Source organism: Arcicella sp. GW458-12-2-14-TSB2, assembly GCF_059423785.1.
Genome location: NZ_JBWKYN010000116.1, coordinates 1 through 17,842, shown reverse-complemented (window position 1 = coordinate 17,842; position 17,842 = coordinate 1). Strand labels below are relative to the sequence as shown.

Below are 17,842 nucleotides of genomic sequence, written 5' to 3'. Positions count from 1 at the left end.
ATAAATATGAATTTTGACGAAAATTTAATGAGTTTTACCCAAATTTCAAAGAACGATTATTTCATGAATCTTAATAAGTCGCCCGCTAATAGAAATTTGCCTTGCTAATAAAAGTATACACCCTCAATAAAAATATGCAATGACAGGAAATCTAATCTATATCTATGTCCATACTGTCTGGACAACAAAACACCGAGAGCCCTGTTTACACAAATCATTTCGATACAAACTATTTGAGCATATCAGAAACCATGCTCATAATAAAAACATCCAACTTGAAATAATCAATGGAGTGGAAGACCATTTACACTGTCTTTTCAAGATGAAATCGACTCAAACAGTAGCTGAAATAATCAAAGTTTTAAAAGGAGAATCTTCCAAATGGGTAAATGAATCTGGATTTGTGAACAATCATTTTCAATGGCAAGATGGCTATGGTGTATTTTCTGTTAGTCCACAAAATGTAGGAAAAGTAAAACGATATATTTTTAATCAAGAAAATCATCATAAGGTTAAAAATATAGATGATGAATTCTTTGAAATGATTAATTTGCTGGCTGAATAAATATATTTCATTTCTATTAGCTGGCGACTTCAGTCGCCAGTAAAAAGTTTAAATTCTATGCGTCTTTTCCAATCCGAATCCGACATCGAAACCCTAATCGAAAAATTTAATACCTGTACCTTACCAGCAGATGCTTGGACGCATGAAGCCCATTTAGCAATGGGCGTGTGGTACTTGCGCCAATACAACCTAACACAGGCAATGTTATTGGTTCGTCAAAGGATTATTCTATTCAATAGTTCGGTGGGGGGACCTGTAAGTTTTGAGAGAGGTTATCATGAAACCCTTACATGGTTTTGGCTCAAGACAGTAGATGCTTTCCTAGATAGATTTGGTAGAGATAAGTCATTAATAGAAACCTGTAATGCCTTTTTAAGCAGTGAATATGCTCTCCGTGACAGAGCTTTGTTATTTTATCAAAAAGAAGAAGTATTATCCTTAGAAGCCAGAACATTTTTGGTAATGCCTACCAATACTTCCCTCCCTTTTTAATGATTAATTTTACTCCGCGAATAGTAATGAGTACATGAGCCCAAACAGCGCCCAATAATCCAAAATGTTTTTTGAGTACATCGTAGCGGTCTAACAAAGAACGTTTTAATTGCTTGTTAGAAATCCCTCCTACCAAATATTTGGCTACAACAGTATCTAAATACTGTATTTTTTTAGCTCTTTTTAAACATTCTATCTCCCAATCAACATCGGCACTCAGGTTATTTTCTAAGTAAAAAGGAGCAATACTTCTACGGGCTATAAAAGCTTGATGACATACCAACATACCCAAATTCATATCTTGCCATTTGAGGTTTTTAGGCAAACAATGAGGGGTTATCTCTGAGCGTAGACCTTGAATATTTCCATCCTCTTCTACAAAATAAGTATCTCCGTAAAATACATCTGCCTTAGTATCTTCCAAAGCCTGCATAAAAATTGAAACCACTTTGCTATCATTAATTTCATCCCCCGCATTCATAAACCATACAAAATCGCCTGTGGCTAGTCGCAGACCTTTATTCATCGCATCGTACAAACCTTTATCAGGCTCAGACACCAAAAGATTTACTCTTTCGCCATAAGATTTTGCAATAGCCAAAGTAGCATCCTTAGATTTTCCGTCTACGATGATATACTCAAAATCTTGATTGGTTTGTGCTAAAATGCTTTCGATTGTCCTAGTTAGAAACTTCTCGGCATTATAAGTTATCGTGATAATACTTAGTTTCATTGTAATGATTCGTATAAAGCCATGTATTGTTTGGCAACTACTTCTTCGGCATAATGCTCAACTACTTTTTGCCTTGCATTTTCGCAAATAGCAACATAATCAGCTTGAAACAATGTCCAATAAATTCCTTGGGCAAGTTCTTCAGCAGACTTAAACGTGGCTAAATAGCCATTGTCTTGGTGAGTAATCATTTCTGGAATACCTCCTGTGGCAAAACCAACTACGGGCGTAGCACAAGCCATAGATTCCATAATGGTATTAGGCAAATTGTCTTCTAAGGACGAAACCACAAAAACCGATGCTGCTGAATACGCCAAAGCAATTGTAGATAAGTCTGATAGCTTACCCAACACATTTACTTTGAAGGGAAGGTTGTCAAAATCGGATGCTTGGGCTTGTCCAAAAATAATTAATTCCGTGTTGTTATTATCAACCGAATACTTTTCTTTTAGAATCTCTAAGGCTTCTTTAAAATAGACAAATCCTTTTCGAACATCACTGATTTTTGCAGCAGCAAAAAGGATATATCGCTTATTGCTATCCAATTCAAAATGCGATTGTGCTACAGCTTTAGGTGAAGGCTTAAACAAATTGGTATCAATCGGATTGGGAATGGATAAAATCTTTTTTCCTTGTAATAAAGTACTTGTTCGTGCTATGTCTGCTAGCCAATCACTACAAGCAACGATAGTAATATCGGCATCTTGAAAAATCTTTTGTTTGGTTTGCCAAACTTGATGAGAGAGATCAGTTGGAGAAGGATTTTTGAGAAATTGAAAACAATTACCACAACTGTTTTCATAATTGTGACAGTCTCTTGAATAATGGCAACCTCCCGTAAAAACCCACATATCGTGTAAAGTCCAGACGATAGGCTTTTTAGTTTCGATAAGTTTTTGGATAGCACTTAGCGAAAGAAAACCAAAATTTATCCAATGCAAATGGATAATATCTGTCTCTTGAATCAACGAGTGTTGACTAATATCAACCCCAATCTTTGCCTGAGAGAAGATAAATCTTACTGCTTTTGATTTTTCGAACAAAGCAAACTGATAGCGGTCTAAAGCAAACCTAGCTAGGGCAACTTTCTTTAAAAACCAATTGGGGGCTATTGTTTCAACATTAGAGGCATTCCCTTTTTTGTCTTGTACAAGCATCTTTGATAATAAGCCATTGCCATTTAAGGCGTTGTTCAGGCGAGAAGCTGCGATAGATGCTCCGCCAAAAGTATCAAATGTGCTTAAAATCGTGATTTTCATATTATGGACGATAGCCAAAAATGTTTAATTGCAAATCCATTAAATCATTGCCTTTGTAACGATGATTGATGAGAGGTTGTGTGCGGTCTTGAGCAGAATTGATAAAGTATCTAAAACCATTGTTAGCCATGATATTCAATATTTCTCCTAATTCCTGCGCTTGTTCTGGAAAGGCATGATATTCAATAAAGATGTTTTTCACATGCTTTAGCGAATCTGCACAGTCTTTCAACACGGCTGTTTCTGCTCCTTCAATATCCATTTTCAGCATATCAACACTTGGTGTTGCTTCAAGGACATCTTTCAAGCGAAAAGATGCTACTTTTACTTTAGCTCCTTCACCATAAATAGAGGCACCATCCGAGCCTTCAGAAGCAAATTCAATTCCTTCGTTGTCAATCCAAACGGCTTTGTTAATTACTTCTATATCTGAAAATCCATTCTTATTGAGATTTGCCTGTAAGATTTGTGCAATTTTTGCATCTGCTTCAAAAGCCGTAATCTTCGCATCGGGATACTGTCTTTTGAAAAATGCACAGCTCGAACCAATATTTGCCCCACAATCTAATATCACTGGCTTTGCTGAGGAGGTATTGAATTTATAAAACTGCTCAACAAAAATTTCTTGAAACTGGAAAAGGAAAGACATACAGTCTGGCACTTGAAATGTCATCCCTTGAAAAGTTATCTCACGCGCTTCATAGCGTTTTACATCTCCGTACTTTCTGAAAAGCTTGAGTAGTTCACGACTTTCAGGTGTTCTGAAAGCATGATATGGGCCTTTTAATATGTATTTTAAAACAAACATTTTAATATGGTCATCAGCGGTCGGCTTGGGGCTTTCAGCTTTTCTTTGATATTTTGTGTATAGTTTTTTACCCGCTGATTTTTAGAGATTTAAACCGCTGATTTTCGCTGATTAGTTAAAAGCAATTTATTAACTCAATAATTAATTCAACGACTTACACCTGATTGCTAACAGCTTAAGACCGACAGCTTTCAAACGCTCTTTGGTAATTTTTAATTACTACATGAATGTTGACTTCATCTCTGATAATTTGTCCAGAGTTTAGTCCCATTTGACGAGTTTTTGCTGGGTCTGACAAAAGTACGGCTAATTTTTCAAATAAATCATCTGCATTCCCATCGTCAAAAATATAGCCATTGTAGCCATCTCGTACTAATTTCTTTTCTGTTCCATCCGCTACGGCACAAACAATTGGTTTATCAAAACACATAGCATCGTTGATTGACAAACCGCCCATCCCAGCCAATACATACACTAAAGATGCATTAAAGTATTGTCCTAGTTCTGTCATTTTATAAACACCACCCGTAAAAACTACTTGCTTTTCAATACCTAGTGCAATGGCTTGTTGTTTAAGATTTTCTTCTTCAGGACCAGTACCCACAATGACTAATTCAGCGGTAGGAAACTGTACTAAGAGTCTTTTGAAAACATCTATAAGCATATCAACCCTTTTCCACTTTACCAATCTACCCACATGCAACAATCGTAAAGTATTTTCTGGCAAAACCGTATTGATTCCTTCAATTTTAGCCTTGTCTGCTAAAATCAAATCGGTATCTGGCGAATTATAAATAACAAAAATCTTCTCTTTGGGTACTCCATAGCTACCAAATATTTCATAAGCTTCTTCGGTATAATCTACATGAGCATCTACCAAATTAAAGGCTCTTTTGTATGAATATTTTAGCAAAGTATATTTTAATTTAAAAGCCAAACTGTTTGGTTTTAAATTAGTCTGCATCGTTTCAGAGGCTACTCCACCATTGGCATAATAACCCAGTGCTTCTTTAAATTTGGGGATATTAAATGGAATCTCCTTTAAAATCAACTTGATTCCCATGCTTCTTATTTTCCAAATCAAGAATGGATTATACACAAAAGCTAGGATATATGGCCAGATCGTAACAATTACGTCAGGTCGTTCGGCTTCAATCGTTTCGATAAAGTTTTTAAAGAAAGGTTTTCCCCAAAGTGTTTTATATTCTTCTAAGAAATGTACTTTGAATTCGATACCATCTAAGGTTTGATGTACGCCAGAGCCAACGGTCTTTCCACCACTTTTAGGAGCAATCACAACGATTTCTTGTCCTTCAATACGATTCAAACGATTGAGTACCAAGTTATAATAATGTGGCAAGCCACCGAAAGTAAATAATATTTTCATTTTTATGGTTAGTGATTGGTGATTAGTACTTGGTGATTAGATGTGCTAACAATAAATCTATATTTAGTTTATCTGTTTTATATTTAAAACAAGACAGACAAAGTCCATTTTTAATCACTATTTACTAATTACCAATCACTTTACGAAACAAAGATTCTACTGTTCTATTTAAATCTTCTGAAATTCTAAAAAATAAAACTCCTCCGCCAAAAACAATCGTGATACAAATTGATTTGATGGCAATGTTTACAAAGCTCATCCAAATGTCCCCTTCAAAGCTCGGAATCAATAAAGTAATGCCGTAAGTAAGTAATCCCAACACAATGGTTTTGACGGTAGCCAAACTAAAAGGCTGTAATTGGAGCTTGTGTTTAATAAAGAAAAACTTCACCAAATTATACACTACTACAGAAACCAACATCGCCAAGGCCGCACCATTATAACTATAAATTGGGATAAAAATAAGGTTGACCAACAATAGCACAATAAAGCGAATGATATAAAACCCAAAGTCGTATTTATAATAAGGAGAGTTTTTTAAAATTTCAGAATTGAGTCCCGTAGCCATATCGAAAACACTATATAAACCCACCATCAACACGACAAATTTTCCCTGACTATATGTTGCTGCATTGGGAATAATTTGAAAAACTTCATCAATATTCGTCCAAATACCAAGAAATAAAAAGCCTCCTACTATCAATAAGTTCAAGGCAGACTTTTGATAAATTTCTTCAATATGTGCTAAATTATTATTCTTCCAAGATTCCGCTAAAAGGGGTTCACTGATAGAAGCAATGGCATTTCTGGGAATAGCTATTACCATACCGATGCTTGAGGCTATAAAGAAAATTGCTGTACTATCTAACCCACCTTTATAGGCAGGAAGCATCAATTTTTCAATATTAGGTAAAATAGTTGCTGTTGCACCTCCCAAAATTGTCCATAAGCCATACATATACATTTCTTTGAAAATTGGTTTCTTCAAGAAACTAAAGTCGAAACGAAGATAAAGCTTACCTAAGATTTTGATATAAATTAATAGAAAACAGATATTCAAGCAATAGACCAACATAATTCCGTTAATCAATTGGTCGAAAGTAATGAACTTAAAACCAAAAAGTAAGGCTAAAATTGAATTAGAAGATTTTAGGAAAATTTCTCGGAGGATAGTCGGTACTACAATCCGCAAATGTACTTTACTGTAGGTTTCTAACGTAGAGGTATATAAAAGGAAAAAGGTGATAAAGGGCAAATACCAATAATATTGAATCAGCAAAGGCGAATTGTCCATATAAACAGACTGGAAGACACTCTTTACTCCTACATAAGCCATTAAAAACAAAACAAAGCCTACTAATGGAGCGAGCAGTAAATAGCCCAAAAAGCCATTATGTTGTTTATCAGGGTCAGAAAATCTACTAAAAAACCTTACTCCTACATGAGGCGTTCCTAAATTTGAAAAAGCAGCAAATACCTGTGGAAAACCAATCAAGGCAGTATATAACCCTAATTGCTGAGGTGATAAAAATTTATTATAAAGAAACAAAACATTGACCGTTCCAATTATTACTCCGACGTAAGTAACGATTGAACTTTTGATGCTTTGACGTATGACGATGCCCATATAAAAAAATTAAACAACAAAAGTTATTTCGAGAACCCCCGTTTATACTTTTGTCTTGATGAATAGAGTTGAATAAACTTAATCTTCAAACCCAATCCGATAATGAGTATTTGCCAGCTTCTTTTCCAAGATTGCTGAGCAATTTGTGTTATAATGCTAGTTAACCATAGTGCTTGAAATTTCAACATGGCTTTAAAGAATCCCCAACGAACATTTTTAATCAAAGCCAAATACTGTCCGTAAAACTGCATTTTTTCAGAATAACTAAGCCCTGCTTTATTAATGCTTTTTGAACGATTTTCACGGGCATGAACAATACTAGCATTTGGAACAAAGCCGATTTTATATTGATGAAAAAGCGTACGATTGACAAGGTCGACATCTTCGCCATACATAAAAAAATCAGGGTCGAATAATCCTATTTTCTTAAAGGCATCTACATTTAATAACCAAGCAGCTGCATTAATAAATGGAATCTCATAGATTTCCTGCTTTTTATCAAAAAAAGTATCTGAAGCCCATCGCCAGTTTTTAGACGTTGCCAAGTACATTCCAAAACCTTCATCCAAAGCTATTTTAGTAGAGTTGTAATGTACAGGACTAATAATTCCATAGTCAAGATGTTGCTCTGCTACTTGTAACAAACGCTCAATACAGTCATTTTCAATTAGCCAAGCATCTTGATTAAGTAAAAAAACAAATTCAGCATTTTGTGCGATGGCATACTCAATGCCCAGATTGTTAGCCCTCCCAAAACCAATGTTTTCAGTTAATTCAATCAGTTTTACATGAGGGAATTGTTTTTTAATTAATTCTTTTCCTTCTTGCTGAGGTGAATTGTTATCAACAACAATAATTTGTTGTTTGAAGGCACTATTATCAAAACTACTTAAACAGCGTTCAATCCATTCTATTCCATTATAATGAACGATAATGACCCATGTATTTTTATGAATGATAGCTTTCATCTTCCTAAACTACGCCTTCAACAAGCCTAAGTTTTTAGCAATCTCTGGGCGACAAATCAAATAGTTCGATTCGTCTGTAGCAATAATACTTTCTTGTAAAGTAGTTGTACCATCTTCGTCGATACTATAGAACAAATAGTCGCAACCCTTTAAAATTTCTTGAACTTGTTTACCCAACGCATCTGTAAAGATTTCGATTAATAAAGTAGGTTGAAACTTTTGTAAATACTCACCCATCCCTCGTAAGGCTTCTGGCTCGTGCATTTCAACATCCACTTTCATCAAATCAATATTACTGATATTATTTGCTTCTATATAATCCTTTAGGGTTGTCGCCTTGACTTTTGCTTCAAAGCGAGTGTCTTTGTGCGTGGCATGACGAACATCAGAGAAATCTTTGTTCAACGTAGCACTATAGTTATTGGCTTCTGGAATATCATACAATGTAAGCTCTCCAGTAAAGTCGGAAACGGCCATCCATTCAGCCTTTACGTCATAGTTATTCAGTTTGCAATTAGCCTCATACTTTTCATGAGTTCTTTTCACCGGTTCAAATCCAAATACTTCTGCCTTTGGATTTACACTTTTTGTTAATAAAGAGTACATTCCCGTGTTAGCACCCACATCAAAAACAACCTTAGAGGTTTTTGATAGCTGTGTCCATAATCTTAAAGAATATCCTTCACGTCCAACGCCCAAGCCTACCCAAAATAAGCCATCTTCAATAATAAAGCCGTGAGTATTGTAATGATTGATGTAGAAAAATTTATCATTCTCTACTTTCACTTTAAACTTTCCATCAAAAAAAAGATGACGATATACAGATTTTGAAGGAATATAAACTGTTCTGATAAGCTCAAATAGTTGTCTTTTAAAAGGGATATGCTGATAAATTGTTTTCAGTACACTATTTTTGTTAATTTGTGTCATCTTTTACGGTTGGTTATTGTATCTAAGGCAAAGTTACAGTTTTTAAGATAGCCCCAAAAATTTGATTTTACTTGACCCTAAATATTGTATTAATTCGCAAATTTAACGAATGAAAAATTCTAATATTAAATTCCCTTTCTTAGGAAAGAATATTTCATCTTCATCACCCTCATTTATACCTTTTATATTCTTTTGTTCATTCGTTTTTTTCGCTTATTATTGTTTGATTACCTGCTGGCATTACACACAAATATCAGATTTTAAAAACTATTATGACGAAGCGCTTTTGTATCTAACAATGGGCAAGATGTCTAAACAGTTTCTTTTCTTTCAAGCCCCTGGGCACCCATTTCTGATAAGTAAGGTTTTTAGTATATTTGATTCATCCAACCCTTCTCTGATACAGTTACTTAACCTTTGCCAATACCTTATTGCCATTGTTCTTACACACCTAAGCTTTAAAACGCAGTTGTCATGGATAAAATACCTTGGAACCATCAGTCTCTCCATCTGTGTATCCTATCTAAGCTTAATGGGCTTTTTAGCGGCAGAGTTTAATTTTTTATTCTTTTTTGTGTTGGGTAATTTTCTATTAATCAAGTATTTGCAAAAAGGAAATTCTTTTGGTATTTTACCAATAACTTTTTTACTTTTATCAATTGCTTGTGTTTTTGGAATAGCTCAATTTGTTCGTCCACTAAGTTTTTATTATTTACTCTTTTTCGGAATAGGGGTAGCTTACTTAAAGTGGTTTAGTCCAAAAACGAAACTTTCAATGATACAAGCAACACTTTGGCAATATGTACTTGTCTTTATAGTATTCTTAATTGTTTCGATAGGTTTATATCACAATATATCGGGGAAATGGGCTTATCAACCTCCACAAAATGGTCTTTGGAGCATTTATGTAGGGTTTAATGCCAAAGCCAAAGGAAGCTATAATGCTGAAGACATTACCCAATTCAAGAAAATTGCGGAACCGTTTGACTGGAATGGTGAAACTTTACGAACCATATTAAAACCAAAAGCTATTGAAAGAGTAAAAGCAAATTGGCTAGAAAACATTCGTCAATCTCCACAGCGAGTAATGCGTTTATTAGTACCTTATTTTACCTCTTATTGGTTTTTTGCGAAAAGCGTTCCGCCTAATACAAATCCCATTTGGAATTTATTACTCAAGGCCATTTTTATGCTATCAACGCTTACTGTATTAGTCAGTTATCTTAGTAACGGCATTTATCTTGTTAAACTGTTTAGAAAAAAGCAATTAAATTCAGTAGAAGTATTCGCATTTTGTGCTTTATTCAGTGCTTTTTTATATATTTTAATTCATGTTTTTTGTTTAGAAATCCAGCCCAGATATGCCGCACATTTGGTATTTTTAAATCTATGGATTTTGCCCTTAAGCCTAGAAAGTTTCATACAACCAAACCAAAAATTTCAATGAATCGTCTTAACTCATTACTATTTTCTATGATGTTGTTACTGTGCAATATCTCTATGAATTTTGCCCAAGTACGTCGCTCATTAGGTCCTCCTGTAAACCATCCTACCTTTAATGAATATGCCCCTTCTATCAGCGCAAACAACAAAACAATGATTTTTGAAACCGACCGTGCTGGTGAGGGAAAATGGGAATTGTATTATACCACAAAAAATGAAAAAAACAGATGGACTCCCCCAAAGCCTATCGTTAATATCAACAAAATAGGGAAAGACAATGATTTGATTGGTGGTCCTTCTATTACCTATGATGGTAAGACTTTATATTTCTTTGCCTCTTTTGAAGGCGGTCAAGGCGATATGGACATATATTCTTCTTCATGGAATGGCACAGATTGGTCTGAACCAAAGCCTGTAAGTACTAATATCAATACCAAAGCTTATGAAGGTTTTCCTTCTGTTTCGTCTGATGGGAAATCAATGTATTTTATCCGTGACAATTTTTCTAAAAGAAAGGATAAGGCTTTGTGTTATACCATCTGGGTATCTAAAAAACAAGATGATGATACATGGGGCGTAGCCGAGAAACTCCCAGCACCCATCAATATGGATTGCGAGAAAGCTCCTAGAATAATGGCTGATAACCGTACATTGATTTTTAGCTCTGTTCGTAAAGAAGGTGTTGGTGGCTTTGACTTGTACCAATCTTTTCAAGAAGATGATGGTTCGTGGAGTACGCCTATCAACTTGGAATACATCAATACCGAGGAGGATGACCAATTTGCCTCGGTTTCTGCCGCTGGAGATTTAATGTATTATCATACAGCAGGTGATATTTACACCGTAACGATTCCTGATAAATACAGAAAATACAAGCTAGTAACGGTTGATGGAAAAGTGATAGATGCCATTACGAAACAGCCAATCGCTACCAAGTTGACCTCTAAAAGTTCTAATGTAAAAGAAAGGGCTATTAATACGGTGGTGGATGCCAACGGATTGTTCTCTATTATTTATCGTGTAGGAAGCAAATATGACATTACTACGTCGCCATTGGCTGATTATTTACCCTACCGTGGTAAAATGGATATGACTAATGCTAAAGAAACGGATAATATCGAGAAGAATATTGAGTTAATTCCAAAGAAATTAGTCTTTCAATTCCAATTATTAGACAAAGATACGAAGGCTATTCTGAAAGACCCGAAAGTAAAAGTAATGGATGCCGAAACGAAGCAACTATTAGAGGTAAAAGTAGATAAGGATATTGCTAGTGTTACTCTTGAAATTGGAAAGCCTTATAAATTTGCCGCCAATGCCTTAGGGTATGCCTTTTTCTCTCGTGCATTCAAGCCTGATACAGTGGATGCTTTCCGCGATCGTTTGAAGAAAGTGCCGTTGGCAGTGTTGAAGAAAGATGTGGTAGTTCAATTACAGGATATTACTTTCGAAACTGGCAAGGCTGATTTAAAGCCTGAATCAGGCGAAGAATTAGATCGTCTGGTGACGTTATTGGATGGTAACAAAACTATTAAAGTAGAAATTTCCGCTCATACTGATGATGTTGGAAATGATGATACTAATTTGAAGCTTTCAGAAAAAAGAGCAAAGGCCGTAGTTGATTATCTAACAGCAAAAGGTATCAAGGCCGACCGTATGACCGCCAAAGGCTATGGAGAAACCCAACCGCTAGTGCCGAATGATACTGATGAAAATAAAGCAAAAAATAGAAGGGTACAATTTAAAATCAATTAATTGTTGTCGCTATTTATAAATAAAGTCCCTAGCATGTTTGATAATGCTAGGGACTTTATTTTAATCAACCTCCGACCTTAAAATTATTTATTGCCTCCTCCGAAGTGATAACCTACTCCTAACCATGCCCTAAAAGTACCAGCCGTTCCATCATAATTCACATAAGGGCTTAATTCAAAATTAATGCTTACTTTAGGTGTCTTTTCAAAAGGATACGAACGCATTCCGACACTTCCAAAATAGCCTTTTACGACGTCTTTATTATCGACAAGGGCTGCTACAATGCCTAAGTTTACCCCACCACCAGCATAAATATTGGTGTTTTTAGTATAGCCAAGATTAACCATCAAAGCTGGTTCTGTATTCAAAGATGAAATAAATGAGTTCATCTGAAAACGGAAATCCATCCAAATAACTTTTGTAGGATTGGTAGCCACAGAAAGTTGATTACTAAAAGGATAATAGCTGATAGCTTGTGCACTAACTTTTTGAGTAAAAAATTGTAAAATAAAGATTATTAAAAATAGCTTTAATAGTTTCATGAATTCGATTGTTAGGTTCTGATTATTTATTCTGTTAGTATGTTTTATTTTTCTATTTATTTTCCCGCAGATATTGCAGATTAAAACCGCTGATTTTCGCAGATACGCATTATCAGTGAAAATCAGCGTAGAAATCTCAGTAAATCAGCGGGGATAATTTTTCACATTCCAAACTCCACTCCTCAGTATCCTAATTCATTCAAAGCGGCTTTTGCTTTGTTATCTATAGAATTTTTGTACTCGTGTTTTTTATACGATATAGCCTTTTCAAAATAGCTTTTTGCCTTTAGCTTCTCTCCTTTTGCCTGATAAAGATAGCCCAGTTGCAAGGCTGAACTAGCGCCAAAAGATACGCTCTGCTGTTCAGATAATACAATAGTACGTTCATAAAAAGGAATTGCTTGCTGAATATTGTTTGATAACTGTAAAATTCTTCCTTTTCGGTAGTTAAATTCCATTCGGTCTTGAATTAGTTCAAAATTACCCTCAGAATATTTTTCTAAAATTGCCAAAGCTTTATCGTAAAAACCACCATCACAAGCCAAACGAGCTTTCATCAGTATTTTCTGACTAATAGGTTTTTTAGGGTTATCTGCTAAATAATTTTCGGCAAATTTAGTAGCGGCTTTGTCTGCTTCCACAATGTTTTCTCCAGAAGCCTTCACTCGCTCTAAAAAAGCTCTTCCTTTCGCATCTTCATTATTAAGCCAATAGCAAAGGAATATTTTATAGTAAGTATCTTTTACAAAGTTAAAGCCTTTGTATCGAGGCAAAAAATTTTGAAAGCCTTTTGATGCTAATTGGTATTGTCCCTTTTGCAATAAAATATCGGCTTTAAGATATTCCAGAAAAGGAAATGCTACATATTCGTTTCCTTCTGGACAGTTTTCTAGGATATTATATGCTACCTCGCTTTTACCTTCTTTCATTAAAGTAGTAGCGCCCAAAAACTGAAATAGTAAATTGTCTTGATGGTGATGGATAAACTGCTGGAACTCATTGAGTTTTTTTGAATTGAATTTTAAAATGTAGGCATGTACAATATAATCAACCAACTGTGCTTCTGCACTAAAAATACTGTCTTTCTGGATAACATGTTGGATTTCACTTAACCCTAATTTCACATTTCCTTTTAGTCCAATTAGTTTAATAACCCACTGGTAATTTTCAGGGGTCGAGCCAATTAAAATATGCAATAAGCCTAATGATTTTTGATTGGGTAAGAAATCTGGAAACTCTTTAGCATTGGCTTCCAAAAGCTTGTAGGCTTTGATTATTTCCCAACTGCCTTTGGTTTCATGCCCGAATTTTAGTTTTACAAAAGCGCTGTGTAGGTGTATTTCTGCTTTTAGAAAACGTTGGTAGGGAGATTTCTTGTCTAGACTTTCGATAAAGTCCAATCGCTGGTCTTGGTTATCAATGAATTTTTCATAAAGCGATTTATCTTCCGTAATCATTAATTCTACTAAATCTGCATAACTCTTCAAATAGGGATTTATTCCATTGACGGTCTTATCGTTTGCCAAAATACTTCTACCATTGGCAAGCTTCAATTTCAAAATTTCTGAATACGCCTTTTGCATAGAGGCATTCATATTGAAGTCTGATGATTTACCTTGAAAAGAAAACAATAATATACTTATCCCAAAACACAGGTAAATGGTTCTGGAAATACGTTTAGCAAACCAATTGGAGAAAGTATCGGAGAGGTTCAAAGAGGTTTGTATCATTGTAATAAGTTTATTATTGTACAAACGAAATTTATTCAATAATATTTAATGGCTTTGTCTGCTATTATACTCAATAATCATTAGTTAGTGAATATGAAAAAAGCCCATAACTACTATGTTACGGGCTTTTTAGATAGCAAACCTAAGGGCTTATTTTTTAGAAATGAAAACGATGTCTTCAACATCCGCCAAAATACGTCCGCAGTGTTCGCAAACAATTATTCTTTTCTTGTCTTTAATATCGGCCTGACGTTGTGGTGGTACTGCACTAAAACAACCTCCACAAGCACCACGTTTTACTAAAACAACCGCTAAACCATTTGGATAATTCCCACGTAATTTATCATAAGGGCGTAATAAACGTTCTTCAACGAATTTTACAGCCTTTTCACGGTTACTCATCAATTTTTGCTCGTCTTCTTCGCTTTCTGCAATCAACACACTTAGTTCTTTTCTTTTTGCATCAAGGTCTTTTTTACGAGTATTCAAACGAGTTTCTGTTTCAGAAACGTCATCTTTTTTATTCAAAATCTTGAATTCAAATTCACGGGTACGCTTATCAGCTAATTCCATTTCAAGTTGTTGCAATTCAATTTCTTTAGAGATTGCATCATACTCACGGTTGTTACGCACATTCATTTGTTGGTCTTTGTATTTATTTACCAACTTTTCAGCTTCTTTCTTTGCATTACGGTTTTTTGTAATGTCTTCTTCCAAAATAGCGATTTCTTTGTTGAATTTGCTAATACGGGTTTCAATACCAGCAACTTCATCTTCCAAATCACGTACTTCTTCGGGTAAATCGCCACGCATCTTTTTGATGCCATCCAAGGCTGAATCTATGTTTTGAAGCTTCAAAAGAGCTTCTAATTTCTGAGCAATGGTTGTTTCGGTTGCTACTGCTGCCATTGGTTATATTCGGTTTTATCTGTGTAACCGCTATCGGTATTAAGTTATTGTTGCAAAGAGACTAAATATCGTCGATTTTACGGAAAGATAATTAATCTATTCGGCCCAATAACAAATCACTGATAACTAAATTCAAAAATACTGTACAGGGTTTGTATTGACCTGACTTTTGAGAACCGCAAAATTACTAAATTTTTCAGACAAATACCTAACAATTAACTCCTTTGTATAAACTTCTGATTCATAATGTCCTATATCGCAGATAATAATTTGATTTTCGGCATCAAAAAACTCATGATATTTGTAATCTGCTGTAATAAACACGTCTGCCCCCTGTCGGATAGCATCTCTTAGCAAGAATCCACCCGCTCCTCCGCAAAGCGCAATTTTCTTAATTGCTTTGCCTAATAATGGTGTATGACGCACCACTTTCAAATTCATTTTAGTTTTTAACATCGTCAAAAAATCAATTTCTAATAAACTTTCAGGCAACGTTGCAATAACGCCTGAGCCTACCTCTTGATTTTCGTTTTCTAAAATGCTTAAATAATAAGCTACTTCTTCATAAGGATGTGCTTTTTTTAAAGCTCTCAATATTTGAGACTCCTGAGGTGCATCAAAAATTACTTCTATCCTATTTTCTGATACTTCTTCAGCTTCATTCAAGGTTCCAATAAATGGGTCGGCACTGCCCGAAGGAGTAAATCTTCCCGTTCCTTCAGTCGAAAAACTACAGTTTTTATATTCCCCTATTTGTCCTGCACCCGCAGTATGAATTGCCTCTAGTACTGCTTTGGTATTTTCGACAGGAACGAAAGTGACTAACTTCTTTAAAATTTGCTTTTTTGGCGAAAGGATTCTTACATTTTCTAAGCCCAACTTTTCAGCAATCATATAATTTACACCGCCTTTTACACTATCCAAATTGGTATGTGTAGCATAAATAGCAATGTCATTTTTGATAGCCAGCATTACGGCACATTCTACATAATTCTTTCCATTAAAACGTTTCAACCCTTTAAAAACAATAGGATGATGCGCTACGATAAGGTTGCAATCACGTTTAATGGCTTCATGGATGATATCTTCGGTACAATCGAGCGTAGCCAATATCCCTGTAACAGTAGTTTCGGGCGACCCTACAATTAAACCTGCATTATCATAGCTTTCTTGGTAGGCTAGTGGTGCGAGTTGCTCTAAATAATTAGTAATATCTTTGATACTTGGCATGAGTCTGTGTTATTGAAATTGGATACAGCCTCAAAAATAGAAAAGGAGCAACAATATATTGCCCCTTTTTACAATTTAGGTTTAGAAATTAATCTCTTTCGACAGAACTTCCACCAGAAAGACTTCTTTCAAGCGTTGGAGTCCCTCGGTATCTTACATTACTTGCCCCTGAGGCTGTTACCCTCAAAAAACGTATTGCATTTACTTTTACTCTACTTGCGCCCGAAACATCAAGGGTTTGTTCACCTGTAATAAAATTGAAATTGTTTACCTGAGATGCCCCAGAAACTGAGCTGATAATTTTTTCGCCATATCCCTTCATAATCAATTGCGATGCTCCTGAAACATCAAAATTTAGGTTCTGCGCATCCAAGTCGGTTTCAAGTTTAGATGCTCCAGAGAGATAAATAGTTAGGTTTTTGACAGAAAATCCTTCAACGTAAGAATTGGATGCTCCATAAAAATCTACACTTCTCAACGTTGGCATCGTTATATTGATATTCATATTGTATCTGCGACTTCTATAATTTATATACTCAACATACAAAATACCGTTTCGAACGTATACATCTAAATCATTGAGGTCTTCTTCGTCACCAATGGCTTGTATTCCATAATTATTCCCTTGGGAAACATTTACATGAAATGCACTTCCCATCTTTAATTGATCAAAGTTTTTTAAATAAAAAAACTCTTGTTGTTCGCGATAAGCAGGCAGAGGGTCTTCTATGTGAATAAAACACGACGAAAGCGAAGTAAGCATAAATAGCGTTAAAGCAATTATTAAAGTTTTTTGCGAGGTTTTCATATAAATAAAGCGTTTAAGTTTTATGTTTGTTGAAGTATAGACAATAAGATATTCTTTAACCCCTATATAGTTGTGAGTTAGTGATTGAGTGAATTGTGAATTAATTTTCTTTTTCGTCTTTTATCCTTACTATTTTTATCCTTATTATTTATTATATTCAGCTAGACTATATACCCTATGAAAGTACGCCCAAGTGTTGCTATTATTGAAAATGAAAAAGTATTATTAATGCGTTATCGCTATGGTGATACAGATGTGTTTAATTTACCGGGTGGAAATGTAGACCCAGGAGAAACCCTCACAGATACCCTTATTAGGGAATTACAAGAAGAATTAGGCATACAAATAGCGGTAGCAGAAATGTTGGTAGCAGGCGAAGTGATATTACCTCAGCAAAAAACGGATGTGCTTCATTGTGTCTTCAAGGCTACTATTATTGATGGCACGCCTATTATAAATCCTAAAGAAACCTCTTCTTTAGAAGTTGTTTGGCAACCAATTGCCTCCTTAAAAAACTTAGCGATGTACCCGAATGTAGCGGAGGATTTACAGATTATTTTAGAAGGAAATAAAGTAGTACAATACCTTGGTAGAATAGACCAAGAATGGTATTAGACGCTTTATTAATCTATAATATTTCGAAAAAGCAGTCATTT

Annotated in this window: 17 protein-coding genes; 5 read left to right on the top strand and 12 right to left on the bottom strand. The window is 35.0% G+C overall.

Annotated features, from left to right (window positions below; genetic code table 11):
* Positions 1–139 precede the first annotated feature (139 nt).
* Together tnpA and AC07XN_RS16155 are read left to right on the top strand one after the other, a co-directional pair.
* Positions 140–565, top strand: coding sequence for an IS200/IS605 family transposase (tnpA, locus tag AC07XN_RS16160; protein WP_309912643.1), 426 nt, complete (start codon positions 140–142; stop codon positions 563–565).
* A gap of 57 nt (positions 566–622) precedes the next feature.
* Positions 623–1,057 carry a hypothetical protein gene (locus AC07XN_RS16155; protein ID WP_494743824.1) on the top strand — a complete coding sequence of 145 codons (435 nt, stop codon included), beginning with the start codon at positions 623–625 and terminating at the stop codon, positions 1,055–1,057.
* Here AC07XN_RS16155 and AC07XN_RS16150 read toward each other — a convergent pair.
* The 7 genes from AC07XN_RS16150 to AC07XN_RS16120 form a co-directional block, all read right to left on the bottom strand.
* Positions 1,032–1,790: a glycosyltransferase family 2 protein gene (locus tag AC07XN_RS16150; protein WP_494743823.1), complete on the bottom strand. Its 759-nt coding sequence runs from the start codon at positions 1,788–1,790 to the stop codon at positions 1,032–1,034. The two genes, AC07XN_RS16155 and AC07XN_RS16150, sit on opposite strands and share 26 nt — an antisense overlap.
* A complete protein-coding gene (locus AC07XN_RS16145) occupies positions 1,787–3,049 on the bottom strand; it encodes a glycosyltransferase family 4 protein (RefSeq protein WP_494743822.1) in 1,263 nt (420 codons plus the stop codon). The genes AC07XN_RS16150 and AC07XN_RS16145 overlap by 4 nt, the downstream gene beginning before the upstream one ends.
* 1 nt (position 3,050) lies before the next feature.
* The gene (locus AC07XN_RS16140; RefSeq protein WP_494743821.1) at positions 3,051–3,857 is read right to left on the bottom strand and encodes an FkbM family methyltransferase; all 807 of its coding nucleotides are present in this window, start codon (positions 3,855–3,857) and stop codon (positions 3,051–3,053) included.
* 175 nt (positions 3,858–4,032) lie between these two features.
* Positions 4,033–5,244 (bottom strand): glycosyltransferase, encoded by a 1,212-nt coding sequence (locus tag AC07XN_RS16135; protein WP_494743820.1) that lies wholly within the window; start codon positions 5,242–5,244, stop codon positions 4,033–4,035.
* Positions 5,245–5,368: 124 nt separating this feature from the next.
* Positions 5,369–6,871, bottom strand: coding sequence for an oligosaccharide flippase family protein (locus AC07XN_RS16130; protein ID WP_309912656.1), 1,503 nt, complete (start codon positions 6,869–6,871; stop codon positions 5,369–5,371).
* 23 nt (positions 6,872–6,894) lie between these two features.
* Positions 6,895–7,839: a glycosyltransferase family 2 protein gene (locus tag AC07XN_RS16125; RefSeq protein WP_494743819.1), complete on the bottom strand. Its 945-nt coding sequence runs from the start codon at positions 7,837–7,839 to the stop codon at positions 6,895–6,897.
* 9 nt (positions 7,840–7,848) lie between these two features.
* On the bottom strand, positions 7,849–8,769 hold the full coding sequence (locus AC07XN_RS16120) for an FkbM family methyltransferase (RefSeq protein WP_494743818.1): 921 nt from the start codon (positions 8,767–8,769) through the stop codon (positions 7,849–7,851).
* A 109-nt stretch (positions 8,770–8,878) separates the two neighbouring features.
* On the opposite strand from AC07XN_RS16120, the gene AC07XN_RS16115 reads away from it, so the two are divergent.
* On the top strand, positions 8,879–10,216 hold the full coding sequence (locus tag AC07XN_RS16115; RefSeq protein ID WP_494743817.1) for a hypothetical protein: 1,338 nt from the start codon (positions 8,879–8,881) through the stop codon (positions 10,214–10,216).
* Positions 10,213–11,967, top strand: coding sequence for an OmpA family protein (locus AC07XN_RS16110; RefSeq protein ID WP_309912666.1), 1,755 nt, complete (start codon positions 10,213–10,215; stop codon positions 11,965–11,967). Before AC07XN_RS16115 ends, AC07XN_RS16110 begins: the two co-directional genes overlap by 4 nt.
* Positions 11,968–12,050: 83 nt before the next feature.
* Here the strand turns inward: AC07XN_RS16110 and AC07XN_RS16105 are convergent, their stop codons facing one another.
* The 5 genes from AC07XN_RS16105 to AC07XN_RS16085 all read right to left on the bottom strand — a co-directional run bounded on the left by AC07XN_RS16105 (position 12,051) and on the right by AC07XN_RS16085 (position 17,186).
* Complete coding sequence (locus AC07XN_RS16105; RefSeq protein WP_494743816.1) at positions 12,051–12,509, bottom strand: hypothetical protein; 459 nt, start codon at positions 12,507–12,509, stop codon at positions 12,051–12,053.
* A 182-nt stretch (positions 12,510–12,691) separates the two neighbouring features.
* Positions 12,692–14,239: a tetratricopeptide repeat protein gene (locus tag AC07XN_RS16100; protein ID WP_494743815.1), complete on the bottom strand. Its 1,548-nt coding sequence runs from the start codon at positions 14,237–14,239 to the stop codon at positions 12,692–12,694.
* A gap of 150 nt (positions 14,240–14,389) precedes the next feature.
* Complete coding sequence (locus AC07XN_RS16095) at positions 14,390–15,148, bottom strand: zinc ribbon domain-containing protein (protein ID WP_309912671.1); 759 nt, start codon at positions 15,146–15,148, stop codon at positions 14,390–14,392.
* A gap of 132 nt (positions 15,149–15,280) precedes the next feature.
* Positions 15,281–16,378 carry a Nif3-like dinuclear metal center hexameric protein gene (locus AC07XN_RS16090; protein ID WP_494743814.1) on the bottom strand — a complete coding sequence of 366 codons (1,098 nt, stop codon included), beginning with the start codon at positions 16,376–16,378 and terminating at the stop codon, positions 15,281–15,283.
* An 88-nt stretch (positions 16,379–16,466) separates the two neighbouring features.
* A complete protein-coding gene (locus AC07XN_RS16085; protein WP_494743813.1) occupies positions 16,467–17,186 on the bottom strand; it encodes a head GIN domain-containing protein in 720 nt (239 codons plus the stop codon).
* 177 nt (positions 17,187–17,363) lie between these two features.
* Between AC07XN_RS16085 and AC07XN_RS16080 the strand changes: the two genes are divergently transcribed.
* Entirely contained in the window at positions 17,364–17,801 is a 438-nt protein-coding gene (locus AC07XN_RS16080; protein WP_494743812.1) for an NUDIX hydrolase, read from the top strand.
* Positions 17,802–17,842: the final 41 nt, after the last annotated feature.